Genomic DNA, 25,773 nt, shown 5'->3' with positions numbered 1-25,773 from the left:
GGAGCGATGCAATGAGAAGAGAGCTTCCCGGCAGGCAGAATGCTGGGCTTACTCCACCTCCTGCGCTCTAGATCCCTGCCAACAGCCGCTCCACATCCTCCAGAGTCGTGTAATGCGCGATGCTGACGCGCACGACGCCTTCAGGGTACAGGCCCAGATCCTTGAGAGGCTGCACGGCGTAGAAATGGCCCGCCCCCGCGTCCACCCCGGCAGCGGTCAGGCGGGCAGCAGTCTGATCAGGAGATTCGCCGTCCACGCGAAAGGCCGCTGTTCCCACCCGGCCCGTCATATCCTGCGGGCCATAGAGGGTCACGTTTTCCATCCCCGCCAGTCCAGAGATCAGGCGCTCGGCCACTGGCCCTTCCAGTTCGGCGATGCGGGTGTATGCGGATACCAGCGCGGCCCGCGTCAACTCCGGCGACTCCCCCAGCTCGCGCAGGTAATCCAGCGTGCCCAGCCATCCGGCCAGCAGTTCGTACTGCGGCGTGCCGTGTTCAATGCCCGTGATATCGCCGTCTGGCACAAAGCTCAGCTTGGGCCAGGGCAGATGGGCGCGGTGTTCGGGTCTGATCCACAGCGCCCCCAGGTGCGGGCCAAAGACCTTGTAGGGGCTGAACATCACGAAATCCGCGCCCCACGCCTGTACGTTCGGCAGCGTGTGCGGCGCGGCGTGGACGGCGTCCACCATCGTCCAGCCGCCTGCCGCACGCACCTGGGCGGTCACGGCGGGAATGTCCACGGTGACGCCCAGTGCGTTGCTGGCCGCCGTTACCGACACCAGACGCGTTTTATCCGAGAGCAGTTCCGCCAGATCATCGGCGTGCAGGCGCATTTCCGGCGGGCGGGCGTGCCAGACCTTCACGGTCACGCCCACGCGCTCCAGCTCGCGCCAGGGGCTGGCGTTGGCCTCGTGTTCCAGGCCCGACACGATCACCTCGTCCCCCGGCCCCCACAACCGGGCAAAGGCGGCAGACAGACGGAAGGCCAGCGCGGTGGCACTCTGCGCCAACGCCACATCCTCGGGCTGGGCGTTCAGGAAGAGGGCGGTAGCCTCCCGCGCATGGTGTTTGAGGGCCAGAATCTCGGCCCCCGGCAGGTGTCCAGGCATGGCGTTCGTCGCGCCGTAGCGCATCAGGTGGGCGGTGATCGCTTCAATGGCACGCAGGGGCAGCAGCCCGCCCGCCGCGTTGTCCAGATACGCGCGGCCCGCAGCCAGCGGGGGAAACTGTTCGCGCAGACGATGGGGCAGGGTCAGTGTCGCGGGGGTCATGTTCAGAGTGTAGGCCGGTCTGAATGCCCGGAGGTGATTGAATCTCTCACCGCTCCTGCTCAGATGGGTTGCACGCCAGCCGGAACCGGCTCACCCACCCTCAGAGCCTCCACGAACGCCCCGAATTGCAGCGCCAGCGCGTCACGGACACTCCGCCAGCGCTCCAGCGGTCCGCCCGAGGGATCGGGAAAGGGATAGTGCAGGCGCGTCGTCTGGCCCCCATACGCCGGACACGCCTGATCTGCCGAGTCGCAGACCGTGATCACGTAATCAAAGTTCTGGGCGTCGGGAACGTCCCACAGCGTCTTGCTGGTGTGAGCGTCCAGGCTCAGGCCCAGTTCGGCCATGACGGTGCGGGCCTCGTCCTTGACGCGAGTGGCCTCGGTTCCCGCCGAATGCACGTCCAGCGGCAGGCCCACGCGCCCGGCAGCCGCGCGGGTCAGTGCCTCGGCCATCTGCGAGCGGGCCGAATTGTGGGTGCAGAGAATCAGCACGCGGGGAGTGTGGGCCATTCGCCCACCATACCCGCGCCTCCGCCCAGACAAGTCAGTGGGAAGTCAGGGCCAGAAAGTCAGAGTCAGAGACTGCCGTTAACCCCCACTTGCTCACTCTTTGGTGTGATGTGGCGCTCATGCACCCCCCCTATCCTTTACCTATGAGTTTCGTCCGCAAACCCCGCCCCTATTCCTCCGGCCTGCCGTCGGTGGGGCTGCCCGGTGCAGCAAGGGCCACTGCGGCGCGGGAGGCTCCCAGACCCGAGAAGGCCAGAAAGGGACCGCGCCCCCCACGCGGCTCCCGTCCGGCCATGAGCTGGGCCGGGGCGGTCACCGGGCTGGCAGTGCTGGGCACGGCGCTGGTGATTCTGGTGGGCGCGTCGGGGCTGTGGAACAGCGTGGCCCGTGACTGGCAGTTCCGCTCGGCGGCGGCGGGCGTCACCGACGTGGCCCGTTGAGGCTGAGGTCATGAACCGCAGCCGTTCAGAACGCAACAGCTTGAGACAGCGGCTCACGTTCTGGCGAAACCCCTGGCCGCGCACGCCGTTCGTGCAGCAGCCAAAGTCGCGCTGGACCCTGCGGCGCGTCATGCGGGCGGGGCTGGCTACCGTGGGCGTGCTGACGCTGGGCATGATGGGGCTGGGCGTGGCGGGCGCGTGGAGTACCGGGTCCTTTACCCGCGTGTGGAACCTGCGTTCGGAGTTGCGGCCCATTGAAGTGCAGGACCGCCGGGGGCAGCCGCTGGGCGTCATTGACCACTGCCGCGAGGGCCAGACCACCAACGCCGTGCCGTGCCGCGAGTCGCTGAGCGTGCCTCTGACCGGGGTTTCGCAAGCGTTTCTGCTGGCCTACGTGGCAAAGGAGGACGTGCGCTTCTTCTCGCACTCCGGCGTGGATCTGGGGCGGCTGCCGCGCGCCCTGCTGAGCGGCGCGGGCGGCAGCACCCTGACCATGCAACTGCTGAAGAACAACGTGCTGGCCGGGCATTTTGACTACGATACGCAGCGGCGCGGACTGGGGCTGGTGATGGCCCGCAAGGCCACCGAGTTCGTGCTGGCCCCCCTGGTCACCCTGCGTTACGGACGCCCAGAAGTTCTAGCCATGAGCGTCAACAGCCTGCCGTGGATCGGCATCGGCCAGCGCAAGGGCGTGTACGACGCGGCGCAGGCGGTCTTCGGCGTGGACCCGGCGGACCTGACCCTGGCGCAGAGTGCCTTTCTGGTGGGCCTGCTGCCCGCGCCGGGGCGCTATCTGGTTTCGGAGAACACCCCGCCCGAAACCGCCACCGCCCGCTTTCGCTGGATGCGTTCTCAGCAACTGCTGACCCTGCGAATCCTGCGCTCCCACGGCCTGATTTCGGAGAACGATTATCTGGCGGCAGCTTCCGTCCCTCTCCAGCCCCGGCTATGGCGCACCGAGTACGCGGGCAGCGGCGGCGACTTACGAATTGTGAGCGCGGCGCGCAATCCCGATTACCGCAACGATCCCGAACCCGTGTGGGCCATGCAGGAACTGGTGCGCCGCGAGTTGCGGGCGGCGGGCCTGAATCCCAGCAAGGTCAGCCGTGTGGTCCTGACCATTGACGCAAGGGCACAGGCGGAACTATCACGGCGCGTGAGCGGCGAGGGCGCGACTGGCCCCCGTCCACCCGGTATCGCTGAGGGCGCGGCAGTGGTGGATGTGCGCGGCGGCGGCATCGTAGCCCTGGCCAGCAGCACGGGCGGCAACCAGAGCAGCGACGCCGGGCGGCAGTGGGCGGCGTATGCCCAGAGACCCGTTGCCAGCACGGTCAAACCGCTCCTGTATGCCACTGCCTTCGGCACCGGGGACGGAGACCTCAACCAGTTCAGCACCTTCACCGATCAGGCCACCCGCTACGGCTCGCAGGCCATCGGCAACAATTCCGGCACCTTCCTGGGCCGCGCCGTCACCGTGCGCGAGGCCAATGCCCGCAGCCTGAACACCGTGGCCGTGCAGGTGGGCACCGGGCGGGAAGCCGCACTACGGAAAGTCCTGGCAGGCGTGAACTATCAGGAGGACAGCGCCAACCGCTCCAGCCCAGCGCTGGGAACGTTCCGGGCCTCGCCGCTGACGGTGGCGGCGGCGTATGGCAGCTTCGCCAACGGCGGAACGCTGTGCCAGCCGCACCTGCTGGCCGAGGTCTACGGAGATGGAGACAGACCGCTGCCCCTGCGCCGCCGCGACTGTCAGCCGCTGTGGGACCCGGTGGTGGCGTATGAGACCTTTGACATGCTGACGGGCGCGGTGGGCGATTCGGTGGGCCATGTCAAGTTCCTGCGGCCCACCCTCTACCAGCGCCTGAGCGGAAGAGCCATGCCGCTGGGTGCGAAGTCCGGCACCACCGACGACATCAACGATACGTGGTGCGCGGGCGTGACCCCGCAGTACGCGATGGCGGTGTGGATCGGTGACCCGGATGGCCGTCAGAGCGTGCCCGTGGGCCTCTACCGCGAACAGGCCGCCTGCCGCGAGATCGGCCTGCTGCGCGAGTTGCCGCATGACATCAGAAGTGTGGACGTTCCGCCTGGGATTACGCGGGTGGGCGGCGTGGCGGTGCCGATTCCGGGGCTGAATCCGAGGAATCCGGTGCCTCCTCAATGAGTGGTCAGTGGTGAGTGGTGGAGGCCAGGGCGACTTGATTCGTTTGTGTTTGCCCGGTGGCCCCCTCACCCTTCCGGCGCTACGCGCCTCCCTCCCTCTCCCACGAGTGGAGAGGGGATTAAAAGCCCCTTAGACCCTCAGACTTTTTGACCCTTAGACCCTCCGAAGGAGTTTCCCCATGTCCCCCCTCCCCTTTCTTTTCCTGTTGCCCCTGCTGACGCCCGCGCCCATGAGCGCCGGGACAGTTCTGGGGCTGAGTACGCCGCCGCTGCATTTCGTGATCGCCGCCGATATGACGGGCAGCAGCAAGAATCCCGCCTACAAGTACGCCGAGCAGGCGCGGTTGCTGTCGCAGAGCATCATGCTCAATCAGGTGCGTTCAGGGGACACACTCACGCTTCTCCGTATCTGCGAGGGCGTGCAGACGGTGGCCGACTTCAAATTCGCCTCTAAAAACGGCGCGCGGATGGGCAAGGCTGACATCCTGCGCTACACGGGCGCACTGACGCAGCCGTGTACCGGGCGGGGCAGCGCGATTACCGCCGGGCTGAGCAAGGCGAACGAACTGACCGCCAGAACGGCAGGCACGGGCGACGTGATCGTGATGTTCACCGACGGGGCGCTGCTGGATGACCCGGCGCGGGGCAAGCTGGGAGTTATTTTTGACAAGCTGCTGGGCCGCAAGGACACGCGCCAGATCTTTTTCGCGGGCCTGAGTCCAGAAAAGGACAAGAACGGAAACTCCATCCGCGACGGGTTCGTGAACGCGCTGGGCAAGGCGGGCAACGACGCGCGGGTGCTGACGGCGGGCGCGTATGACCTGAACAATGTGTATCCCACCTTCGCCGACGCCGTGAAAAAGGCCAGGAGGTAAAGCTAGTGCCCACCGACAGAACGGTTGAAATCCACCTCTCCAAGAGAGAGCCAGAGCTGACCTCACCCCAGCCTTCAGCCCCTCAGACCCTTAGACCCTCAGACGGGCCGGAAGGCCCCACTGACCCCGGAGCCTTTGACCTCTCCAGTTACGCCGCCGCCCTGCCGCGCCCGGAAGCGCTGAGTGCCGAGCAATTCCTGCCGGTGCTGAGGCCGGGGCAGTTCTCGGAATTGCTGGAGGACCTGAGCGGCGAGTTGCAACTGGTTCCCGACGAGGCCGCCCGCAGCGCATTGACCTCACGGGCAAGAATCCTGCGGCTGAACGTGGACCAGTACCGCATCAACTACGACGCGGCGCGCACCACGCTGGACCGCGTGCTGGCCGAAACCGGGGTGGGCGTGCGCGGCTCCTGGGCACGGCAGCAGGACCACCTCAACTTCATGAACGTGGCCAGCGGCGATGTGGAGCGCGAATACCTGAAGGCCACCGAGGAAATTGAGGCCGCCCGGCAGGGCCGTTTTGAAGCCCTGTCCCGCCACGGCGTGCGCCCCGACGTGAACAGCGCCGAGGGCTTTTACCACGAGCAGGCGCTGGCCGAACTGGCGCGCGAGGGTCATGCCCTGCGTCCGCCGGAGGGCCGTTCGGGCAGCAAGAAGGTCTTCAATGCCTTCGCGGTGTTCAGCAAGTTCTTCGTGGGGATCATCAGCGGCGTGAGCATTAACCTGCTGTTCAACCCGGAAAGTCGGCTGTACATGACGATTATTGCGCTGACTGCCGGGATCATGTTCAGCGTGCTGCTGCTGTGGCTGGTGGACGAACTGGCCTACCGCGCCAAGCTGGCGACGCGCACCCAGGGCATGGCGCGGCCTATCGCGTACACCCTCGGCATCGTGGCCGTGACCGCGCTGTATCTGGGCGTGGAAGGCTACCTGAACTGGGACGGCATCCTGCGCGTGACCCAGCAGATCGCCGCCAACGCCGCGCAGCAGGGGCAGTTGACCGATCTGAGTGCCGCCTCCGACACGCCGGTAGAACCGCAACACTGGTCCCTGCTGACCTTTACCCTTGCGCTGGTCAGCATGGCGGCGGGCGCAGCGCTCATTCAGGGCCGCGAACGCGCCCGCATCCTGCTGGAGCGCGAACGGCTGGCAAGCAAAGTGGCCGAACTAAAGGTGGAAGGCCGCTACGCCGACGCCGCCCGTGCCACCGATCACGTCACCTATTTGGAGATGGCCCGTGACCGCCTGGCCCCCCCGCGCGACGTGACCAGCCCGGACCACGCCCGCCTGAACGAACGCGTGTTGAATCACTGGGAACAGGAACGCGACGGGCAGGTGCAGAGCATCGCCGCCGATCTGGTGCGCGAGGCAAGGGCCGTGCAGGACGCCCTGGAAGCCTTCGCACAGGACTTGACCGGAGCGAAGCACCCGCAGACGCGACGGGGATTTGGGTTCTTATAGGTTGTGGGATGTGGGTTGTAGGACGTGGGAAAAAACTGGGGGAGTGGGGCTTTCTGGCTCCCTCCCTTATATGGGCGACTGGCACAGCTCGGCACGAGAGGGGCGGAGACCTGCAAAGCGAGGGGGCGAGTAGGGCGTCCCAGAAACCCATTTTCTGAGGTGCAACAAGAGTTTCCAGAAAATTGGGGAGAGCGTATGGATGGGCAAAAGAGCAGGGTCAATGCGGAAAAACTGCGGTCAGCACGTCAAAAATAGATGACTCTGAAAATCTCGCTCTCAGCGCCTTTCAACTGGAATCGGTTGTGATTTCCATGCTGCTGGTGCGCTGTATTCCGCTTCACCCCTCCCATTCCCCTCTTCGCCACCTTGACCGCACTCCATCTCCAGCACGGTCAGAATGATATTTGCTGTGCTGACCGTGCTTTTCTCCGTTTCGATGCGGAAATGAACGTCCCACACAGCACATTTTTTTGACTGGAAACTCTTGGTGCAAGGCTAAAAGCTCTTGTTGACCAGGCTGCCAGCTCTTCCAGAAGAGGACACTGCCCTGGACTTTCCGCGCTCCTTTTCACTCTGGCCCCCGCGCTAAACTCGCCCGCATGACTGCTCCATCCTCCACTCTGACCACCGCCGAGATCCGCGAGAAGTTCCTCAGTTTTTTTGAGAGCAAGGGCCATCTGCGCCTGCCCAGCGCCAGCACGATCTCCCCTGATCCCACGACGCTATTTACGGTGGCGGGGATGCAGCCGTTCAAGGCGCAGTTCATGGGCGCGCCCGCCCGCTTTGAACAGGGCGCGAACAAGCGCGTGACCACCGCCCAGAAATGCCTGCGCGTCGGCGACATTGAGAACGTGGGGCGCACCCTGCGGCACTGCTCCTTGCTGGAAATGCTGGGCAACTTTTCTTTTGGCGACTACTTCAAGCGCGAATCGCTGACCTGGGCCTGGGAATTTCTGACTGACCCGGAATGGATGGGCCTGGACGGCTCCAAGCTGTACGCCACCATCTACGAGGACGACGAGGAAGCGTATGACATCTGGACGAAGGAAATCGGCCTGCCCGCAGACCATGTGCTGCGCTTTGGGGCCGACGAGAACTTCTGGCCCGCCGACGCGCCGAAGGAAGGCCCGAATGGTCCCTGCGGCCCATGCAGCGAGATTTTCTATGACCGGGGGCCGAAGTACGGCGACGACACCTGGGCCGAATACGCCAACACCCGCGAGAGCGCGCGCTTTCTGGAAATCTGGAACAACGTCTTCCCGCAATATGACCGCCAGGAACCGGGGGCAGACGGCACGCCGACGCTGATTGACCTGCCCTTCAAGAACATTGATACGGGCATGGGCCTGGAGCGCATCGCCACCGTCGTGCAAGACGTGTACGACTTTTACAGCAACGATGTCTTCGGCCCGATTGTCGCCAGGGTGGCCGAGCTGAGCGGTCACGCCTACGAGGGACCGCAGAACGTCTCGCACCGCGTCGTGGCCGAGCATGTCCGCAGCGTCAGCATGGTGATTGCGGACGGCAGCACCCCTGGCAACACCGGGAGCGGCTACGTGATCCGCAAGATTCTGCGCCGTGCCAGCCGCCACGCCTACCTGCTGGGCCTGCGCGAGCCGACGCTGTACAAACTGGTGCCGCTGGTGGTGGAGAGCATGGGCGACGCCTACCCCGAACTGCGAACGGAACAGGCGCGGGTGGAAGCGACGATCAAGAGCGAGGAAGAACGGTTTTTGAAGACTTTGGAAGGCGGGATTTTACGCCTTGGCGGGCTGCTGGAAGGCATGGAGAAGGGAGCGGTGCTGGGCGGCAACGAAGCCTTCATCCTTTACGATACCTACGGTTTCCCCGTTGATCTGACCAAGGAAATTGCCGAGGAATACGGCGTCAGCGTGGACGAGGCCGGATACGCCGAGAGCCTGGAAAACGCCCAGAACATCGCGCGGGCGGGCAGCAAGTACGGCAAATCCGAACTGTTCGGGGCGCAGGAGGCATTAGAAGACCTGCCCCAGACCCAGTTTGTCGGCTACGACGACTTGGAGGCCGACGGCGAGGTGCTGGCCCTGATGGTGGGCGGCGAACGCATTGAACACCTATCGGCGGGCGACGAGGCGACGGTGGTGCTGTCCCGCTCACCCTTCTACGCGGAAGGCGGCGGCGAGGTGGGCGACACCGGACGCCTGGAATGGGACAGTGTTAATGGTGAGCGGGGCGCGGGCGTGGTGCGCGACACCCGCAAGACCCCCGGCGGCGTGTTCCTGCATGACGTGGCGGTTGAATCCGGCGAGCTGAAACCCGGCCAGAGCGTGCGCGGCGTGGTGTCGGGCGAGCGGCACGCGACGCAGCGACACCACACCGCCACGCACCTCCTGCACGCGGCGTTGCGGGCGGTACTGGGTTCGGGAGTACGGCAGGCCGGGTCCCTGGTTGCGCCGGACCGTCTGCGCTTTGACTTCTCGCACGGCGCGGCCATGACGGTGGACGAACTCGCGGATGTGGAGCGGCTGGTGTCCCGCTGGGTCAGCGCCAACTTCCCCGTGACGTGGCAGGAAATGCCGATTGCCGAGGCACGGGCGTCGGGCGCAACCGCCCTGTTCGGCGAGAAATACGGCGACACCGTGCGCGTGGTCCGTGTGGGCGGCGACGTGTCCTACGAGGGGCAGGCCGTGGCGAGCATGGAACTCTGCGGCGGCGCGCATGTAGGGCGCACCGGGGACATCGGCGCATTCGTCCTCCTGAGCGATGAGAACGTGGCTGCCGGGGTCCGCCGCATTGAGGCTTTGGCGGGCGAGGCCGCAACCGGGTGGCTGCGCGAACGCCTTCAGCAGATGGCCCGCGTGTCGGCCATGCTCAACACCAATCCCGACGGCCTGGAAGGGCGTGTGGCTGGCCTGCAAGTTCAGGTCAAAGCGGCTGAGAAGGAAATGGTGGCGGTGCGCCGTCAACTGGCCGAGGCGCAGATGGGTGGCGGCAGCGGCGCGGCCTCCCCGGTGCGCGAACTGGGCGGCTTCAAGGTGGCGTCCCTCAAGCTGAGCGGCATTGAGGGCAACGAATTGCGCGGCGCTGCCGACAAGCTGCTGGATCAAAGTGGAGCCGATATTGTCGTCCTCGCCGGGGATAAGGGCCTGGTGGTCAAGGCAACGAAAGACGCCGTGGCACGCGGGGCGCATGCCGGGCAACTGGTGGGCAAGCTGGCGGCGGCGGGCGGCGGCAAGGGCGGGGGCCGCCCGGACATGGCCCAGGCGGGAATTACGGACGCAGGGGCGGCTCTGCTGGCTCTGGACACGGCATTCTGAGTTCATCTTTCAGCATCAGCTCCGGTTCACCGCTCCATGCAGGGGACCACGGCTGACGGGTGGGGCGCGCAACGCGGTCAGGTCAGTGACGGGGCCATCGTCCTTCATCTCACCAGACTGACCCCTGGTTGATCAGATTGACCCCTCGTCAACCTGACTGACCTATAGTGGGCCTTCATGCGCCCAGGTTTCCGCCTTCTGTCTTCTGTGATGCTGTGCCTTCTGGTCGTCGGTTCCGTGGGCGCAGCCCAGACGATCAAGTACGACAAACCCATCGTGATCAGCAAGGGCGGCACCTACCGGGGCAACTGGCAGAGCCTGGACCCCAAGGTGCCCGCCGTGACCGTGGCCACCAGCCAGAAGGTGATCATCGAGAAGTCCAACATCCAGAGCAAGGGCACGCTGATCTACACCGCGTTCGTCAGCGCCAACCTGACGGTCCGCAACACCCGTGGCGTGGCGCTCAACCCGGACCGGCCCCTCAAGGAATACCGCTACCCTGGCCGTTTCCTGGCCGCCGAGGAATTCAAGAACATTGTGCTGGAGAACAACGAGATGATCGGGACTTCAGGCATTTACCTGCGGTCTTACAAGGGACAGGCGAAGCTGGGAGAAACGATCAAGATCCTGCGCAACAAGGCCCTGAATATCGACGGGCGCTACAGCACGGGCAAGGGTCAGTATTCGGACAAGGAATACCGGCTGGTGCAGTTCGTGCAGTTCAATGCGGTCCGCAAGATCAGCGGCGCGGAGATCGCCTGGAATCAGGTCATCAACGAGCCGGGCAAGAGCCGTCCCGAGGAAAACATCAACATGTATCTGTCCAGCGGCGTCCCCAGCAGCCGGATCAAGATCCACGACAACTACATTCAGGGGGCGTATGCCGTCAACCCACGGGTCAGCACCTACGCGGGCGGCGGCATCAACGCGGGCGACGGCAGCGCCAAAACCGTGGCCGAGGCGGCAGGCTACATTCTGGTCTACAGAAATCAGGTCGTGGCCACGTCCAACAACGGCATTGCCGTATCTTCCGGTCACGATATCGAGGTCTACAACAACCGCATCATCGCCAGCGGCTACCTGCCCAGCGGGGCACCGATCCCCGCCCAGAATGTCGGGTTGTACGTGTGGGATGCGCGCGGGGACAAGGCCAGAAAAACTTTTTTCAACATCACGGTGCGCGACAATCTGGTGGCCTGGGGCAATCCCCTCAAGGGCCGCGAGACCCAGAACCCCACCTGGTTTCCCGACTGCGAACCGCGCAAATGCTACGGCAACAGAATCCTTCCTGGCCGCATCACCCTGACGATGGAACGCAATGAGTACACCCGCTGGCTGGCCAAGCTGAAATCGACCAAAATCACGGTGGGGCCGGTCTCCAAGTAAGCCGCCTCCAGCCACGAGAAGCGCAGGACCAGCTAGCGCAGAGGCCCGCCCGTTTATTTTTTATTAGCGGCCCGCTGGCTACATTCCGTCACGTTATGAGGTTCGGACCGGTTCCGCACCGACTTCTGGGAGAAGTATGTCTGCAAGCCGTCCGTCCACACTATTCCACGCCCGAAATCGGCCTGCTTCCAGGGCGACTGACCATTCACACGCCCAGTCCTGCCCGGCGAAACGGACCCCGGCAGTTCCTCCATATGCCCGCCGCTTCACAGCGAAAATGAGGGGCACTGGCCTGTGAAGTCCATGCCTCTGCGGAATTCCGGGGCGCAGACCCAGCCCGCGCGCGTCGGCTGGGCGACGTGGCTGGCGCTGCTGGTTGCCGCACTGCTGGTGGGTGTTCTGGCCACCGAACAACCGCTGCTGGCCGGGGCACTGGCGGCCCTGATGGTGTTGCTGGCCGGGCTGGTGCGCGTGTGGGACCGCCTGTCCCAGTTCGCCCTGGGGTTCATCGGCGTTTCGCTGATCGGCTACGCCTTTCTGGGCAAGGGCTACTCGTATATCGGGGTGCCCCCGCTGTTCGTGGGCGAGATGGCGCTGGCCGTGGGACTGCTGGCGCTGTGGCGGGTGGGCATGGTCGGCATCCGCCATTACCGGGGGCTGCTGGCGCTGCTGGGCGTGTTCATGTTCATTGGCCTGATCAATACCGTGCCGTATATCGGTCTCTACAAAATTGATGCGCTGCGCGACAGCGTGGTCTGGCTGTACGCGGCCTTTGCGCTGATCGTGGCGGGGCTGCTGCTGCGCCTGGGCTGGCTGGAGCGGGTACTGACGCAGTACGCCCGCATCATCCCGTGGTTCCTGTTCTTCGCGCCCCTGAGCTTCGTGATCTTCAAACTGTTCGAGAAGGTCATTCCAGCGTGGCCGGGCAGCGATACGCCGCTGCTGTATCCCAAGGGCGGAGACATCGGCGTTCATCTGGCGGGCGTCGTGGCTTTTCTGCTGCTGGGCCTGCACCACCGTTTCACGCCGCCGGAGCGACGCCGGAGCTGGCACGAATGGCTGTGGTGGGGGCTGATCCTGCTGGGCATCCTGGCCACCTCCGAGAGCCGCGCCGCGACGCTAGCCATTGTCGCCAGCGGGGCGTTCATCGTCCTGCTGCGCCCCCGCAGCGGCTGGGGCCGTCCGGTGTATCTGGTGGCCGTCCTGCTGACCCTGCTGATCGCCACCAATTTCAAGGTCAACCTGGGTGGCCAGCGTGACATCTCTGCCGAGTCCCTGCTGCTCAATGTTCAGAGCATCGCCGGGGATTCCGGCTCGGATGTGCGCGAGGGCACCCGCACCTGGCGGCTGGACTGGTGGAAAGAAATCGTGGACTACACGGTGTATGGTCCCTACTTCTGGACCGGCAAGGGCTACGGCATCAATCTGGCCGACTCCGACGGGTTCCAGGTGTATCAGGACCACTCGCTGAGAAACCCGCACAACGGCCACATGACCTTCCTGGCCCGCTCCGGCGTGCCGGGTTTCCTGGCCTGGGTGGCGCTGCAACTGGCCTTCGGCTTCAGCCTGCTGCGCGCCTACGCACTCGCACGCGCCGCCCGGAACACGCTGTGGGCCAGCCTGAACCTGTGGCTCTTCGCCTACTGGCTGGCCTTTCTGGTCAACGCCTCCTTCGACGTGTATCTGGAAGGGCCGCAGGGGGGCATCTGGTTCTGGTGCCTGTTCGGTTTCGGGCTGGCCGCCATGGAAACCCAGCGTCGCCAGTTCGCCCTGACCGAATCTCCCACAGCCCCTTCTGCGTTGCCTGTTCCCACCGCCCTCAAGGAGTCCTGAAACGATGTCTGTTCCCACCTCGCCCGATCCACGCCCTGCCGCCTCCACGCCGTCCACCACCGCCCCACCCGCCCCCACCCTGACCTCCCGCTCGATTCTGGGGATGCGGGTGGATGTCACCACCTACGCGGACGCCACGGCGAGGGTGATGGACTGGGCACGCTCCGGGCAGGCGCGCTATGTCTGCGCCTCCAACGTCCACATGGTCATGGAGACCAGCGACAGCGCCGAATTCCGGGATGTGGTCAACGGAGCCGATCTGGTGACCTCCGACGGCGTGCCGCTGGTGTGGGCGCTAAAAGCGCTGGGCGTGCCGCAGGCCGAGCGCGTGTACGGCCCCACGCTGATGCTGCACGTCTGCGAGGCCGCCGCCCGTGAAGGCGTGCCCATCGCCCTGTACGGCGGCACGCCCGAGAGTCTGGAGGAGTTCGTCGTTTTCCTGCATTCCCACTATCCGGGCATCGAGATCGCCTGCCTGATCGCCCCGCCCTTCCGTCCCCCCACCCGCGAGGAAGACGCGCTGTACACGCAACAGATCGCCGATTCGGGGGCCAGGATCGTGTTCGTGGGCATCGGCTGCCCCAAGCAGGAACGCTGGATGGCCGCCCACACGGGCCGCCTGGACGCCGTGCTGCTGGGCATGGGGGCCGCCTTCGACTTCCACTCCGGGCGGGTCAGGCAGGCCCCGCCCGCCATGCAGAAGCTGGGGCTGGAATGGCTGTTCCGCCTGATCATGGAACCCCGCCGCCTGTGGAAGCGCTACGCCAAGCACAACCCGCGTTTCGTGGGCAAGTTCATGCTGCAACTGCTGGGCCAGAAGGTGATTGACCGGGGACGGACGGCGGGCAAGGGCTGAGGGCTGGGCAACACAATTCAGAACAGTCAGCGTCTCGGCGGCACAGGGGAGAACCCAGGATGCCGCCGTTTCCCTTGACATAGTTTATATAATGTGCTTTTATTAGACATGAAAAAAACAAGTATCCGAATCTCAGACGGTGAGCAAGAATTTTCATACTTGGTTTCTTCAGAGGTGGCGGGCATGTTGATACGACAGCTCAACGACGCTGTTTTTCCCTCTCCTATTTCAGGAGAAGAAGCATCAAGAAAGTTCGACTTCAATCAGATCCGTCCCAGATACCGAGAACTTGCCAGACACCTTTATGGACGTGAGGAAGAAACTTTTTGCATGACATTCTCGCAAATTGAGGACATCATTGGTAAATCACTTCCTGCCTCAGCCAGAAAATACAATGCGTGGTGGGCCAATACCCGCAGTCACCCGTACTCCGCAGCCTGGTTGGATATTGGGCGGCGGACCTGTGAGCTTGATCTTGGTGAAGAGACAGTCGTCTTTCAAAAAAAGTAACTCCAGGAGAAGCATAATGACACTATATACACATTTGACCGAATTGGCCCTAGCCCAAACCGCCTCTCCCTCGCAAGCCTGGGAAAACGCCAAGCAGACCCTGGCTGAGCGGGACATTGGCACACCAATCAGTCGAGCCAAGGGCTGTCCAAAGGCGGCGTTCGTGGGTCTGGCCAAGCATGGTTTTGTCCGTGGATTTACTGCGTCGTCGGACAAGCCGCTGAGGGAAAACGCCCGCCACGCCTTATGTGCTTACCACCTGTATCTGGCTGATCCTTCGTTACTGAACCGCAAGCCCATATGGTGGCAGGCCGTCGCTGCTGAGCGTGGCATCTCCCGCAAGGGCCAGAATGGCGTACTGGACGTCATGGCTTCATTGATCCAGCACGACGCCTTCCTTCCGGCAGCGGGGACGGCCTCACCCTGACCTATCACGGCCCGGCGCGCGATCAGACAGCGGCGGCAAGAAATGACCCCGCCGCTCTATCGTTAAGCCCATGCTGACCGCCTTCGCCACGCTGCTGTGTGTCACGGCGCTGTTGGCCTACCTCAACGAGCGCTTTTTCCACTTTCCCACCACTGTGGGCGTCACGCTGGCCGGGGCGCTGGCCAGCATCGTGCTGATCACGCTGGACGCCTTTCACCTGATTCCGGGCGTGCGCGGTTGGGCGGCGCAGCTTCTGCAAACGCTGAACTTCACCAACTTCGTGCTGAACGGCATTCTGGCCGTACTACTGTTTGCCGGGGCATTGAGTCTGGACGCCCGCCAACTGCTGCGCCAGCGCGGAAGCATCCTGACGCTGGCCTTTCTCAGCACATTGATCAGCACCTTTCTGATCGGCTTCGCGGCGTATTTCGTCTTCGGGCTGGTGGGACTGGACGTGCCGCTGATCTGGGCGCTGCTGTTCGGGGCGCTGATCAGTCCCACCGATCCGGTGGCGGTGCTGGACCTGCTGAAACGGGCCAAGGTTCCGGCCAGGATCGAAACGCTGATCGCCGGGGAAAGCCTATTCAACGACGGTGTGGGCGTGGTCATTTTTCTGGCGCTAGCGGGCATCGCGGGCATCGGCGGGCGGCACGATGGCGGCGTGAGCGCGCTGGAGGTGCTGATCCTGTTTCTGCGCGAGGCAGGCGGTGGGCTGCTGTTCGGGGCCGTGCTGGGCGTGGTGGGCTACCGCCTGCTGCGCAGCATCAACCAGCATGCCGTGGAAATTCTGGTCACGCTGGCGCTGGTGGTGGGCGGCTACGTGGCCGCCGCCGCGATGGAGATCAGCGGCCCGCTGGCGATGGTGGTGGCCGGGCTGGTGATCTCGGCCAACCGGCATGAGGTGTTCAGCGAGGAAACGGGCGAACTGGTGGAGAGTTTCTGGGAGACCATCGATCAGGTGCTGAACATCCTGCTGTTTGCCTTTATCGGGCTGGACGTGCTGCTGACCCGCACCACCGGGGCGCAACTGATCGCCAGCGCCGTGCTGATCGCCGTGGCCCTGGCCGCCCGCTGGATCAGCGTGGCGCTGCCCTTCATGCTGGTCCGCGCCCGCGAGGGCTACGGGGCCTACACGGTGCGGCTGCTGACCTGGGGTGGCCTGCGCGGCGGCATTGCCATCAGTCTGGCGCTGAGCCTGCCCGCCAGCGCGTACCGCACGCATATCGTGACCGTCACCTACGCCATCGTGCTGTTCACCATTGCCGTGCAGGGGCTGACCATCCTGCCGCTGGTCCGCAGAGCCGCCGAGGCCAGCCCGGACGCCTGAACCAAGCTGGAATGCATTTCATCTCACATTGATGGTCGCCCGCAGGCAGCCCAATACCCTCATGACAAGTTCAGAACAGACAACTCCAGAAAAGACGATGTCCCGCGAGGTTCAACTGGCCGCCCGGCCCCAGGGTGCGCCGAAGGACAGCGACTTCGCGCTGGTGGACCGCGAACTGGGCCAGCCCGGTGACGGCGAGGTGCTGGTCCGCAACCTGTTCCTGAGCGTGGACCCCTACATGCGCGGGCGCATGAACGACGTCAAGTCCTACACGCCCCCCTTTGCGCTGAACGAGACCATGACCGGCGGCGCGGTAGGCGAGGTCATTGCCTCGAATGGGGATGGCCTGAGCGTGGGCGATCTGGTGCTGCACGATCAGGGCTGGCGCACCCACGCGCTGCTGCCCGCCAAGGCGGCGCGCAAGGTGGACGCGATGGACGGCGTCTCGCCCAGCGCGTACCTGGGCATTCTGGGCATGCCCGGCCTGACCGCCTACGCGGGCCTGCTAGATGTCGCCGCCTTCAAGGAAGGGAACGTGGTGTTCGTGTCGGGCGCGGCAGGGGCAGTGGGCAGCGCCGTGGGCCAGATTGCCCGCCTGAAGGGCGCGGCGCGCGTGATCGGCAGCGCCGGGTCCGCCGAGAAAGTAGCGCACCTGACCGACAAACTGGGCTTCGACGCCGCATTTAATTACAAGGACGGCCCGGTGAACAAGCTGCTGCGCGAGGCCGCCCCGGACGGCATCGACGTGTACTTCGACAACGTGGGCGGGGACCATCTGGAAGCGGCACTGTTCGCCTTTAACCCCTTCGGGCGGGCGGCGCTGTGCGGGGCGATCAGCCAGTACAACGCCACCGAACCGGCCAGCGCCCCGCGCAATCTGGCGCTGGCGATTGGCCGTCAACTGACCCTCAAGGGCTTCATCGTCAGCAGCTACAGCCACCTGTTCTCCCAGTTCGTGCAGGAAGTCGGGGGCTGGATCGCGTCCGGCGAACTGCACTACGACGAGACCGTGGTGGAAGGCATCGACGGCATGCCCGGCGCGTTCATGGGCCTGCTGGAAGGCCAGAACACCGGCAAGATGGTGGTCAAGCTGTAGGGTTAAAAGGCTTGACGGTATCCCCCCCGCTGTAGTGGCTGGGGGGATTAATTTTGAAGGATGCCCAGGAAGGAGATATCCAGAGCATTCCAGAAGCAGTTGGCGACGGCGGAGCGCTTGACGGCAGCCAGGGGTCAGAAACGGTTGGTCGAGAGCATCACGGGAAGTCTGCGCGTTGCGGGGTACGCCGTGAGGCGCAGCGCTGTGGCTAAGGCTGTGGAGGGGCGCAAGAAGTGATCCAATGTGCCTGCCATTGGGCCTTCCCTCACCATCCCGCCTCAGTCCCGGATCATGAATATTGGCGAGAATGGGGGGAATGCGCGCCCTCCCGCCCCTGCTCACCCTCGCCTTGCTTGGCGTGGCGTCGGCGCTGCCTGCCCAGATCAGCATCGACAACATCAAGCACGAGTACCAGCGGCTGAACAACTGCGGCCCGGTGACGGTGGGCATGGCGCTCAGTCGCTGGGGCGGCACGCTGAACCAGTACGACATCGCGCCGAAGTTGAAGGCGGGCGGGGGCGACGTGAACGTGTCGCCGGAGGAACTGGCGGCCTTTGCGCGCGGTCAGGGCATGGCGGTGCATCTGGCACGCGGCGGCACACCGCTGATGCTCAAACGTCTGCTGGCCGCCGGATTCCCGGTGATTGCCGAGACGTGGTTCGTCACGCACGACAGCGGCGGTATGGGCCATTACCGCCTGCTGACGGGCTACGACGACGCCAAGGGCAAGTTCTCGGCGCTGGACTCGTACATGGGCCGCCTGGGCTTTAGCTACGCCGAGCTGGACGAGCTGTGGCGTTCGTTCGGGCGCACCTTTCTGGTGATCGCCCCTAAAAGCAGGCAGGCCGAACTGGACGCGGCGCTGGGCTACCACGCCGACGCGGGCATGAATAAACGCGCGGCCCTGCGCGTGTCGCTCGCGGAGGCGGAGAAGAAAAATGATGCCGTGGCATGGCTGAACGTGGGGCAGGCCAGACTGAATCTGGGCGATTCGCGTGGAGCGGTGCGGGCCTTCGACGCGGCGTTTGCGGCCCGGCCAGACCCGAAACTCGATCCCACCCGCCCGGCGCGCACCGTGGGCGGGCTGGCGTGGCGCACGCTGTGGTATTCCTTCGGCCCGCTGGAGGCGTACACCCGCAACGGGCGCTACGACGACGTGTTGCGCCTGACGAACGCCGTACTGCGCGATGCCCCCGCGCACGAGGAAATGTATTACTGGCGGGGCCGGGCGCTGGCCGGAATGGGCCAGACGGCAAAAGCCCAGGCGGCCTACCGCGAGGCGCTGCGGTTGCGCCCAGGCTTCGCGGCGGCACAGACGGAACTGGCGAAACTGTAAAACCCGTCCGCTTTTCTCTGGAGAGTGGAATGGACTGCGGGCCTCTCCGGCAACCTCCTGCCCCCTTTCGCCGTATAAAGGGGCATGAACGAACCTGTCCCCCAGGAGACGGTGATCAACCTGCGGCCCTCTGGCGCTGGGAACGAACTGGCCCCCCGGCCCGTCACGGCGGGAAAACTGGTGCTGGCCACGGGTGGCGGCGTGCTGGCGCTGGCCGTGCTGGGCGGCGCGGCGGTGGCGCTGTTCAACGTGGCGCTGACCACCGTGACCATCGCGGCCTTTGGCATCGCGCTGCTGGCGGTGATCGTGCTGCTGCCCGCGCTGATGCTGGCCCTCAACGCGGGCCGGGTGCGCGCCAAGGAGGCGGTGGCCCGCGCCATGCCGCTGGAAACGCTGATCTTGCAGCGCAAGCAGTTCGAGGATCTGATCACCGCCAAGGGCCGCCAACTGGCCGAGGCCAACGGCCATCTGGAAGACTTCCGCCGGCTGATCGACACCAACCGCGCGGACATGGACGCCGCCGACATCGCCCGCTGGGAAACCGATTTACAGGTCAGTCGCGACGCCTTTGCCCGCGCCCAGACCCACCTCTCGGACCTGCGCGCCGATCTGGGAGAATTTGACCGGCAGATCAAGAAGGCGCGCATCGATACCCAACTGGCACAGGCCAAGGGCAATGTGGCCTCCGCGCTGCAACAGGCCAACCTGAGTGCCGAGGACCGCCACGTCACCGAGAGCGCCCTGAGCGAGATCGCCCGCCGCGCTGGCCGCAACGCCGCGCTGCTGGACGAGGCACTGTCGGCAGGCGAACAGTCGGGCCGTGCCCAGTCAGGCCATGCACAGTCAGGCCATGCACGGGGAACCGCCGGATGATGAGGATGCCCAGGTGACCCGCGCCCGCATCCTGACTGCCGTGCTGGCCGCCATCCTGCTGCTGTGCGCCGCCGCCGTGTACCTGGATCAGCAGGGATTTTTCGGCGGTGGAAGCACGGTGTCCATACCATCCAATCCAACACCATCTAGTCCAACACTGCCCAGACCCGCGCAACCCACCGCGCCAGTCACTCCGGCCACGCCTCCAGCCACCACCAACGGGGACGGCTACGGCGAGCTGAAATAAACCCCTTTCTCTGGAGGTCCACCATGACCCGCGTTCTGAGCCTGCTCCTGCTGTCCACCCTCGGCCTTGCCCACGCCGCCGATCCCATCTCGTTCAACGTCGCCACCGGCAGCCCCACCGGAACCTACAGCGCCATGTTCAGGAACATCGGGCAGGTCTGCGCCCAGAGTGCGTATCTCAAAGAACGCGGCACGGGCGGCAGCCTGGACAACATCGATCTGCTGATGAACAACGAGGTCTCACTGGCCTTCGTGCAAAGTGATGTCCTCAAGGCCAGAGAGCAGATCGATCAGGACCCGCGCATGGCAAGCATCAAGGCGCTGCTGCCTCTGTACGACGAGGAAATTCATCTATTTGCCAAACCGCCCGTGACCAGCAAGAGTTTTCTGGGCAAGACCACCGTGACTGGCGTGCAAACTTTTGGTGACCTGAAAAACAAGCGCGTGGCGGCCTGGGGCGGCAGCGTGATCACCGCCAAGGTACTGAGCGCCAAACTGGCGGTGCCGTACAGCATCGTACCCGTCAAGGACCAGCCTGCCGCCTTTGCCGCGCTGAACGCCGGGCAGGTGGACGCCGTGCTGGCGGTGATCGGTCAGCCCGCCCCCTGGGTCAAGGAGCTGAGCGGCGTGCAACTGGTCCCGGTGCCGTTTAGCCCGCCGCTGAACGGCATCTACACCGCCGCCAAGCTGCGGTATCCCAACCTGAGCGTCTCCAGCGTGCCGACAGTGGCCGTGCAGAGCGTGCTGGTCACGCGCGACTTCAAGACCCCCGACAAGAAAGAGAAGTTGCTGGCCTACAAGAAATGCGCCGTGGGCAAGCTGGTCAACCTTCAGGAAGACGAGGGCATGCACCCCAAATGGCAGCAGGTGACCTTCAAGACGTGGCCGTGGTCGGAGTACAAGTAGAGCTAAAACTCTGCTCCCAGAAAGCTGTTGGTGCTGCGGGAAAGCTGGTTGCCGTCCGTTTTCGTCTCGTCCCTGAAGGCCAGGACCGCCAGGGTGCAGTGCGCCCCCGAGGCGCTGTGGCCCTCGGCATGGGCCTCGGCCAGCAGGGCGCTGAGGGCGCGGGCCAGCCGCTGATACCGTTCGGGCGAGAGGCGCAGCGTCAGCGAGTCCAGATGGGTGGGGTGGGCCTCCAGACCGGCGCTGTCGGGCGGGGGTGGCAGCAAGACTGGACCCTCGCCTGAGCCGAAGCCGTACACGTCTTCCTCGCCCTCGTGCATCCGTGCCCAGGAGCGCCCGTAGGCGCGCAGAAAGCCCTCGCTCAGTTCCCGCAGGTCCGCCGTGCCGTTGCCTTGGGCGTCCTCTGGCGGCAGCAGATCGCTGGGCACCCGGAACTCCCGCGCCGCCAGTTGGTAGAACACCTTGCCCCCCTCGCGCTTCACCTCCAGCAACAGGCCCAGACCCTCCAGTTTGCGGGCGTGGTGGTGTGCCAGATTGGCCGCCATGCCCGCCGACGCCGCAATTTCACTGGGCGAACGCGGCTGTGTGAACAGGCCCAGAAAAGCGATGTTCTGACGCAGGGCACGGGCGGCTGGAACGTCACCGATTCGCCGCGTTTCTTCCTGAGCAATCGTCATGCCGCCCAGTCTGAACCCGTGGCTTTCAGCGCGCGAGGTCCGGGGCTGAAAGGGCGTCCGATCAACCAGAGGTCAGCACGGCACTCAGCCACCGTCAGCCCCCGCGTGCTAGGACTACAGGCATGAAGCGCGTCCACGCCCTGGCTTTCGCCCTGCTGACCGCCACTGCCGGAGCCGCGCCGGGTGGGGCAGACCTGAAAGCGGCAGCCCTCCAGACGGCACAGACGCTGGGCGGCGTGCTGCGGGATTGCCCCTCCAGTTTTGCCGGAATCGGCCTGCCAGAAAAGCAGTGTGTGGGCGTATCAGACGGTGTGGAAGACGCGCGCCTGAAACTGAATGCGGCGCTGCCAGACGATCTGTACAGCGTGTGGCGCAGCCGCGACGAGCAGCGCAGCGTCTACAACTGGCTGAAGACGGCGGGCGGGTACGTCTACCTGCGCCTCCAGCCAGACCCGGACGGACGGACCCAGACCCTGGTGTACCTGGACCTGCCACCCGCCCAGGGTGAATCCGCGCAGACACAGGTTACGCAGGCACAGGCCACGCAGACTGAAACAGGTCCATCCGGGGACGCGCCCGCCGGGGCCACCCGGATCGGCGGCGTGATCCTGACGCCCGCCCCTCCAGTCACCACCGTGCCCGTGCCGTCCCCTACGGCAGAGGCCAGCCTGCCAGCCCAGATGCAGACAGCCACCCCAGCGCCCACCGCCCCGGCTGTTCCCCCGGCCACACCAGACCTCGCGCCCTTGCCATTTGGCCGCACGCTGACCTTGCAGAACAACAGGCTTCATGGCCCCGACGTGCTGGCGGTGCAGAACCGCCTGATCGCGCTGATGCGCCCGCAGCGCGCCGGGCAGGGCGACGGCTGGTATGGCCCGGCAACCACGCAGACCGTGCGCGTTTTTCAGAGGGCGGCTGGGCTGCCTATCACCGGAGTGGTGGACCGCGACACCTGGAATCGGCTGTTCTCGGAGGGGGCCACGACATTCGACGCGCCCGTCACACCCTAAAAAAACGCCAGATGGGACACCCATGAGATTTTTCACGCCCAGGGTCATCTGCGTTTTATGAGTGCCAGAGCGTCCTTTCTCACCTGAAACATTGAATAGTGGGAAGCATCATGAAGCAGAAGATTATTCTTTTCTCATCTGCCCTGCTTCTAGGGGTCGCTGGAACCGGTCTGGCACAAACGAATCTGGCGCAATCAAATCTGGCGCAGGGTAGCGACCCCTTCATGCGCGAGGTTCCGGCGCAGGCCGCGCCCGTGTTGCAGGGCACGCCCGGCGCGGCTCCGGCCCCCATCAACCTGACAGGCGTTCAGGACGCCGCTTTCGGGTCGCCCCGTTCCAGCCAGAACGGCAGCATTACGCGCGTGGTCTTTGATCTGCCCACTGGCGTCAGCTACACCCTGACCCCCACCTTCACCGGGCTGCGGCTGGATATCCAGGGCGCGCGGGTGATCCCCACCGTGTCCGGCAAGCTGGGCGACAGCGTCAACGAGTACCGCGCCGGGGGCGGGCAGGCCACGCTGATCACGCCCTATCCGCTATCGCTGACTGGCGGATGGCAGGCCACGGAAACCACCATCGGTACAGGCGGGCGGGTGCTAATTCTGGACTTCGGCGCGTCCCTGACGGGTGGGGCCAGCGCAGAACTGGGCAAACAGGTCCGCACGGTGGCACAGGGCAGCGCGCCCTCGGCGGCAATTCCGGCGGCTCCTCCCCCAGTCCCGGTGGCCGCAAGCCTCAAACTGACTCCTCCGGTGGCCCTCTCGGTGCCGCGCACCGTCCCGGCGCAGGCCACTCCAACGCAGGCCACTCCAGTCCAGGCCACCCCGCCCGGCGACGATGTCACGCCTGCGCCCGGTGGCCCACTGCCGCCCGCGCCCGCCCTGCCCGGCGCAAATCCCGAAACCCCCAGCGCCCTGAGCGGTCAGGTACCGGGCACGGCCAGGGGCACCCTGCTGACGCCGCCGCGCATCGGCAAGAATCCGGGGCAGACGCGGGTGGTGCTGGACCTGCCGCCGGGGACCACCTACCGGATCGTGCCGGGGGGCATCGGCCTGCGCGTGGAACTCAGCGGCGTCAGCGTGACCCCGCAGGTGGCCCAGAACATCAGCCCGGAACTGCGCTCCTGGCGGGCCGAATCGACGCTGAGCGGCGCTGTCTTCACGCTGCTGACCGCCGCGCCCACCACTGCCCGCAGCGGCTGGCGTGCCCAGTTGCTGCCGCCCGCCAGCGGAGACCTGTCGCGGCTGGCCATCGACCTGTCGCCCGCGCTGGCCGATCTGACGCCGCTGCTGCCCCAGCAGAAACTGCTGGCTGCCGTGCCCGCCATCCCGGCGGCGCGCGGCATGGCAATTCTGGCCCTGAGTGCCAGTTACACGCGCCCGCGCGTGGTGATCGATCCCGGCCACGGCGGCAAGGACCCCGGCGCGGTGGGGGCGGTGATCGAGAAGGAAGTGGTGCTGGACGTGGCCCTGCGCGTGGCCACGCTGCTGCGGGCTGCGGGCGTAGACGTGGTCCTGACCCGTGACCGGGACGGCGCGCTGAATGCCGACAAGAATACCGATCTGACCATGCGCGCTAAAATGGGCACCCCCGGCACGCAACTGTTCGTGAGCATCCATGCCAATGCGATGGACGCCCGCAACGCCCTGCGCGGCTACGGTATCGAGACATGGTGGAACCCCAACCATCCGCTGTCCAGCAGTCTGGCGGCGCTGCTCCAGACCAACGTGATCAACGAAACCGGGGCGTTCTCGCAGGGCCTCAAGAACAGCCAGTCGCTGGCGGTGCTGCGCAACAGCCGCATTCCCGCCGCGCTGATCGAGATCGGCTACACCAGCCATCCCGTCGATGGCCTGAATTTGCAGGACACCAATTACCGGGACCGCGTGGCGCTGGGCATCGCAGAGGGCATCCGCGAGGCGCTGGTGTCGGGCATTGTGGACGGCGGCGCGGTGGGCGGCGCGGGCAAGTAGATGCCCGCAGAACCGGGGACCACCGAGGTCTCTGGCGAGTTTCAGGCGCGGATTCTGGCCCTGGTGGCGCGCATTCCGCCGGGCCGGGTCATGACCTACGGCCAACTGGCCCTGCTGGCCGGGCATCCCGGCGCGGCGCGGCAGGCGGGCCACGTCATGAACGGCCTGATGGGCGGCCAGGACGGGGAGGGGGCCGATCTGCCGTGGCAGCGGGTGATCAACGCGCAGGGCCGCGTCAGCACCCACAAGCTGGGCTTCGGCGATCTTCAGGAGCGCCTGCTGAGGGCCGAGGGCGTGCCCTTCGACGCCTCCGGGCGCTGCGATCTGTCCGCGCGCCAGTGGTGGCCCGAGGAAGACCGTGACGCCCCACCCGAGGCACTGTTCTAGCGGCAACAGCGATGCGGGGGAACTTGCCCCCAGCAGCATGCCCGCTGGACCAGGGAATGCGGCAGACGAGGACGCCGCCCAGCCCGCAATCTGTTCTCTGGACACCTGCTTAAAGGCCGTATAAAAGAGCTGGGGGCGGCACGTCCCGGTCCTCCCAGCGTATGCTGGGGGCCATGAACCGAACGCACCCCAAGCGCCGCCGTGACCCCTGGGTCGAGGGCAGTCTGGCTTCCTGGATGGCGGGCGTGACCCTGGGCGCGGTCCTGGGGATCACCCTGCTGATCGCCACCCCCCGGCTGATGGCCGCCCCCGGCGAGACCGCCAAAGCGCCCACCGCCGCCGCGCAGAGTACCGCTACTGCCCCCGGCGGCTCGGCCACGGCAGGATCAGGCAGCATGGCCGCTGGCACTCCCGCAGACGCTGCGGCCACACCGGAAATGTCTGGCACCACAGGAACCGCCGACACCAACGCCCCCACCACCGAAACCCCCACCGACAACCAGAGCAGCGGCGGAACCTTGCCCGCCGCGCAGTCTCCCGCCGTGGCAGAAAATACCACTGGCGACCCGGCCCAGCAGGACACCAACGGGGCGGCGGAACCGGTGGCTGCGGGCGGCACGGCAGACGCCGCGCCCACCCCCAACGCCGCCGAGGGTGACGCTGCGGCGGGCACCACCATCTTCGCCAGCAACTGCGCGGGGTGCCACGGTGCGGGCGGCGGCGGCGGCATCGGCGCAAACCTGCTGACTAGCGACGGTCCCAAGGGCTGGACGCTGGCCCAGTTCACCACCACCCTGCGCGAGGGGAAAATCCCTACGGGCCGTGAACTGAGCGCCGTGATGCCCCGCTTCGCCGACGCCCAGCTCAGCGACACCCAGATCGCCGACGTGCTGGCCCACATCAAAACCCTGAACTGA

At 65.6% G+C, this 25,773-nt stretch carries 23 protein-coding genes; 20 read left to right on the top strand and 3 right to left on the bottom strand.

Annotated elements, in window-relative coordinates:
- Positions 1-67: 67 nt before the first annotated feature.
- Together BOO71_RS10515 and BOO71_RS10510 are read right to left on the bottom strand one after the other, a co-directional pair.
- Positions 68-1,270 (bottom strand): cysteine desulfurase-like protein, encoded by a 1,203-nt coding sequence (locus BOO71_RS10515; RefSeq protein ID WP_075832076.1) that lies wholly within the window; start codon positions 1,268-1,270, stop codon positions 68-70.
- A gap of 59 nt (positions 1,271-1,329) precedes the next feature.
- Complete coding sequence (locus BOO71_RS10510; protein WP_075832074.1) at positions 1,330-1,782, bottom strand: arsenate reductase ArsC; 453 nt, start codon at positions 1,780-1,782, stop codon at positions 1,330-1,332.
- Positions 1,783-1,925: 143 nt separating this feature from the next.
- Here BOO71_RS10510 and BOO71_RS10505 point away from each other — a divergent pair, with 143 nt between their 5' ends.
- The 16 genes from BOO71_RS10505 (at position 1,926) to BOO71_RS10435 (ending at position 20,812) form a co-directional block, all read left to right on the top strand.
- The gene (locus BOO71_RS10505; protein WP_075832072.1) at positions 1,926-2,222 is read left to right on the top strand and encodes a hypothetical protein; all 297 of its coding nucleotides are present in this window, start codon (positions 1,926-1,928) and stop codon (positions 2,220-2,222) included.
- A gap of 10 nt (positions 2,223-2,232) precedes the next feature.
- The gene (locus BOO71_RS10500) at positions 2,233-4,386 is read left to right on the top strand and encodes a transglycosylase domain-containing protein (protein WP_075832070.1); all 2,154 of its coding nucleotides are present in this window, start codon (positions 2,233-2,235) and stop codon (positions 4,384-4,386) included.
- 178 nt (positions 4,387-4,564) lie between these two features.
- Entirely contained in the window at positions 4,565-5,260 is a 696-nt protein-coding gene (locus tag BOO71_RS10495; protein WP_075832068.1) for a VWA domain-containing protein, read from the top strand.
- 5 nt (positions 5,261-5,265) lie between these two features.
- Positions 5,266-6,720: a hypothetical protein gene (locus tag BOO71_RS10490; protein WP_254843115.1), complete on the top strand. Its 1,455-nt coding sequence runs from the start codon at positions 5,266-5,268 to the stop codon at positions 6,718-6,720.
- Between the two features lie 599 nt (positions 6,721-7,319).
- Entirely contained in the window at positions 7,320-10,016 is a 2,697-nt protein-coding gene (gene alaS, locus BOO71_RS10485; protein ID WP_075832066.1) for an alanine--tRNA ligase, read from the top strand.
- A 210-nt stretch (positions 10,017-10,226) separates the two neighbouring features.
- Positions 10,227-11,402 (top strand): hypothetical protein, encoded by a 1,176-nt coding sequence (locus BOO71_RS28735; protein ID WP_254843114.1) that lies wholly within the window; start codon positions 10,227-10,229, stop codon positions 11,400-11,402.
- 303 nt (positions 11,403-11,705) lie between these two features.
- The gene (locus tag BOO71_RS10475) at positions 11,706-13,235 is read left to right on the top strand and encodes an O-antigen ligase family protein (protein ID WP_075832062.1); all 1,530 of its coding nucleotides are present in this window, start codon (positions 11,706-11,708) and stop codon (positions 13,233-13,235) included.
- A 4-nt stretch (positions 13,236-13,239) separates the two neighbouring features.
- Positions 13,240-14,091: a WecB/TagA/CpsF family glycosyltransferase gene (locus BOO71_RS10470; protein ID WP_254843113.1), complete on the top strand. Its 852-nt coding sequence runs from the start codon at positions 13,240-13,242 to the stop codon at positions 14,089-14,091.
- A gap of 93 nt (positions 14,092-14,184) precedes the next feature.
- The gene (locus BOO71_RS26920) at positions 14,185-14,601 is read left to right on the top strand and encodes a DUF7662 domain-containing protein (protein WP_139322877.1); all 417 of its coding nucleotides are present in this window, start codon (positions 14,185-14,187) and stop codon (positions 14,599-14,601) included.
- A 34-nt stretch (positions 14,602-14,635) separates the two neighbouring features.
- A complete protein-coding gene (locus tag BOO71_RS10465; protein WP_139322876.1) occupies positions 14,636-15,028 on the top strand; it encodes a DUF6979 family protein in 393 nt (130 codons plus the stop codon).
- A gap of 70 nt (positions 15,029-15,098) precedes the next feature.
- On the top strand, positions 15,099-16,355 hold the full coding sequence (locus tag BOO71_RS10460; RefSeq protein ID WP_075832058.1) for a cation:proton antiporter: 1,257 nt from the start codon (positions 15,099-15,101) through the stop codon (positions 16,353-16,355).
- 61 nt (positions 16,356-16,416) lie between these two features.
- Positions 16,417-17,451, top strand: a complete 1,035-nt coding sequence (locus BOO71_RS10455; RefSeq protein ID WP_075832201.1) for an NADP-dependent oxidoreductase — start codon at positions 16,417-16,419, stop codon at positions 17,449-17,451.
- Between the two features lie 316 nt (positions 17,452-17,767).
- Entirely contained in the window at positions 17,768-18,787 is a 1,020-nt protein-coding gene (locus BOO71_RS10450; RefSeq protein WP_075832056.1) for a tetratricopeptide repeat protein, read from the top strand.
- A gap of 84 nt (positions 18,788-18,871) precedes the next feature.
- Positions 18,872-19,660 carry a hypothetical protein gene (locus tag BOO71_RS10445; protein WP_075832054.1) on the top strand — a complete coding sequence of 263 codons (789 nt, stop codon included), beginning with the start codon at positions 18,872-18,874 and terminating at the stop codon, positions 19,658-19,660.
- Positions 19,638-19,907 (top strand): hypothetical protein, encoded by a 270-nt coding sequence (locus tag BOO71_RS10440; protein WP_254843112.1) that lies wholly within the window; start codon positions 19,638-19,640, stop codon positions 19,905-19,907. The genes BOO71_RS10445 and BOO71_RS10440 overlap by 23 nt, the downstream gene beginning before the upstream one ends.
- A gap of 23 nt (positions 19,908-19,930) precedes the next feature.
- Positions 19,931-20,812 carry a TAXI family TRAP transporter solute-binding subunit gene (locus BOO71_RS10435; protein WP_075832052.1) on the top strand — a complete coding sequence of 294 codons (882 nt, stop codon included), beginning with the start codon at positions 19,931-19,933 and terminating at the stop codon, positions 20,810-20,812.
- Between the two features lie 2 nt (positions 20,813-20,814).
- Here the strand turns inward: BOO71_RS10435 and BOO71_RS10430 are convergent, their stop codons facing one another.
- Complete coding sequence (locus BOO71_RS10430; protein ID WP_075832050.1) at positions 20,815-21,486, bottom strand: hypothetical protein; 672 nt, start codon at positions 21,484-21,486, stop codon at positions 20,815-20,817.
- Between the two features lie 122 nt (positions 21,487-21,608).
- Between BOO71_RS10430 and BOO71_RS10425 the strand changes: the two genes are divergently transcribed.
- From BOO71_RS10425 to BOO71_RS29060, 4 genes are all read left to right on the top strand, one after another.
- A complete protein-coding gene (locus tag BOO71_RS10425; RefSeq protein ID WP_075832048.1) occupies positions 21,609-22,496 on the top strand; it encodes a peptidoglycan-binding domain-containing protein in 888 nt (295 codons plus the stop codon).
- A gap of 110 nt (positions 22,497-22,606) precedes the next feature.
- Positions 22,607-24,469 (top strand): N-acetylmuramoyl-L-alanine amidase, encoded by a 1,863-nt coding sequence (locus tag BOO71_RS10420; protein ID WP_075832046.1) that lies wholly within the window; start codon positions 22,607-22,609, stop codon positions 24,467-24,469.
- Complete coding sequence (locus BOO71_RS10415) at positions 24,470-24,856, top strand: MGMT family protein (RefSeq protein WP_075832044.1); 387 nt, start codon at positions 24,470-24,472, stop codon at positions 24,854-24,856.
- Positions 24,857-25,029: 173 nt separating this feature from the next.
- A complete protein-coding gene (locus tag BOO71_RS29060) occupies positions 25,030-25,773 on the top strand; it encodes a c-type cytochrome (protein ID WP_139322875.1) in 744 nt (247 codons plus the stop codon).

The organism is Deinococcus marmoris, from assembly GCF_001949125.1.
GTDB lineage: Bacteria > Deinococcota > Deinococci > Deinococcales > Deinococcaceae > Deinococcus > Deinococcus marmoris_A.
Note: the sequence above shows the minus strand (reverse complement) of the source record. Positions and strands in the feature narration are given on the sequence as shown.

Coding starts and splice junctions, on each gene's coding strand:
- BOO71_RS10515 (WP_075832076.1), bottom strand. CDS start 1,270: ATGACCCCCGCGACACTGACCCTGCCCCATCGTCTGCGCGAACAGTTT.
- BOO71_RS10510 (WP_075832074.1), bottom strand. CDS start 1,782: ATGGCCCACACTCCCCGCGTGCTGATTCTCTGCACCCACAATTCGGCC.
- BOO71_RS10505 (WP_075832072.1), top strand. CDS start 1,926: ATGAGTTTCGTCCGCAAACCCCGCCCCTATTCCTCCGGCCTGCCGTCG.
- BOO71_RS10500 (WP_075832070.1), top strand. CDS start 2,233: ATGAACCGCAGCCGTTCAGAACGCAACAGCTTGAGACAGCGGCTCACG.
- BOO71_RS10495 (WP_075832068.1), top strand. CDS start 4,565: ATGTCCCCCCTCCCCTTTCTTTTCCTGTTGCCCCTGCTGACGCCCGCG.
- alaS (WP_075832066.1), top strand. CDS start 7,320: ATGACTGCTCCATCCTCCACTCTGACCACCGCCGAGATCCGCGAGAAG.
- BOO71_RS28735 (WP_254843114.1), top strand. CDS start 10,227: ATGCTGTGCCTTCTGGTCGTCGGTTCCGTGGGCGCAGCCCAGACGATC.
- BOO71_RS10475 (WP_075832062.1), top strand. CDS start 11,706: ATGCCTCTGCGGAATTCCGGGGCGCAGACCCAGCCCGCGCGCGTCGGC.
- BOO71_RS10470 (WP_254843113.1), top strand. CDS start 13,240: ATGTCTGTTCCCACCTCGCCCGATCCACGCCCTGCCGCCTCCACGCCG.
- BOO71_RS10460 (WP_075832058.1), top strand. CDS start 15,099: ATGCTGACCGCCTTCGCCACGCTGCTGTGTGTCACGGCGCTGTTGGCC.
- BOO71_RS10455 (WP_075832201.1), top strand. CDS start 16,417: ATGACAAGTTCAGAACAGACAACTCCAGAAAAGACGATGTCCCGCGAG.
- BOO71_RS10450 (WP_075832056.1), top strand. CDS start 17,768: ATGCGCGCCCTCCCGCCCCTGCTCACCCTCGCCTTGCTTGGCGTGGCG.
- BOO71_RS10445 (WP_075832054.1), top strand. CDS start 18,872: ATGAACGAACCTGTCCCCCAGGAGACGGTGATCAACCTGCGGCCCTCT.
- BOO71_RS10440 (WP_254843112.1), top strand. CDS start 19,638: ATGCACGGGGAACCGCCGGATGATGAGGATGCCCAGGTGACCCGCGCC.
- BOO71_RS10435 (WP_075832052.1), top strand. CDS start 19,931: ATGACCCGCGTTCTGAGCCTGCTCCTGCTGTCCACCCTCGGCCTTGCC.
- BOO71_RS10430 (WP_075832050.1), bottom strand. CDS start 21,486: ATGACGATTGCTCAGGAAGAAACGCGGCGAATCGGTGACGTTCCAGCC.
- BOO71_RS10425 (WP_075832048.1), top strand. CDS start 21,609: ATGAAGCGCGTCCACGCCCTGGCTTTCGCCCTGCTGACCGCCACTGCC.
- BOO71_RS10420 (WP_075832046.1), top strand. CDS start 22,607: ATGAAGCAGAAGATTATTCTTTTCTCATCTGCCCTGCTTCTAGGGGTC.
- BOO71_RS10415 (WP_075832044.1), top strand. CDS start 24,470: ATGCCCGCAGAACCGGGGACCACCGAGGTCTCTGGCGAGTTTCAGGCG.
- BOO71_RS29060 (WP_139322875.1), top strand. CDS start 25,030: ATGAACCGAACGCACCCCAAGCGCCGCCGTGACCCCTGGGTCGAGGGC.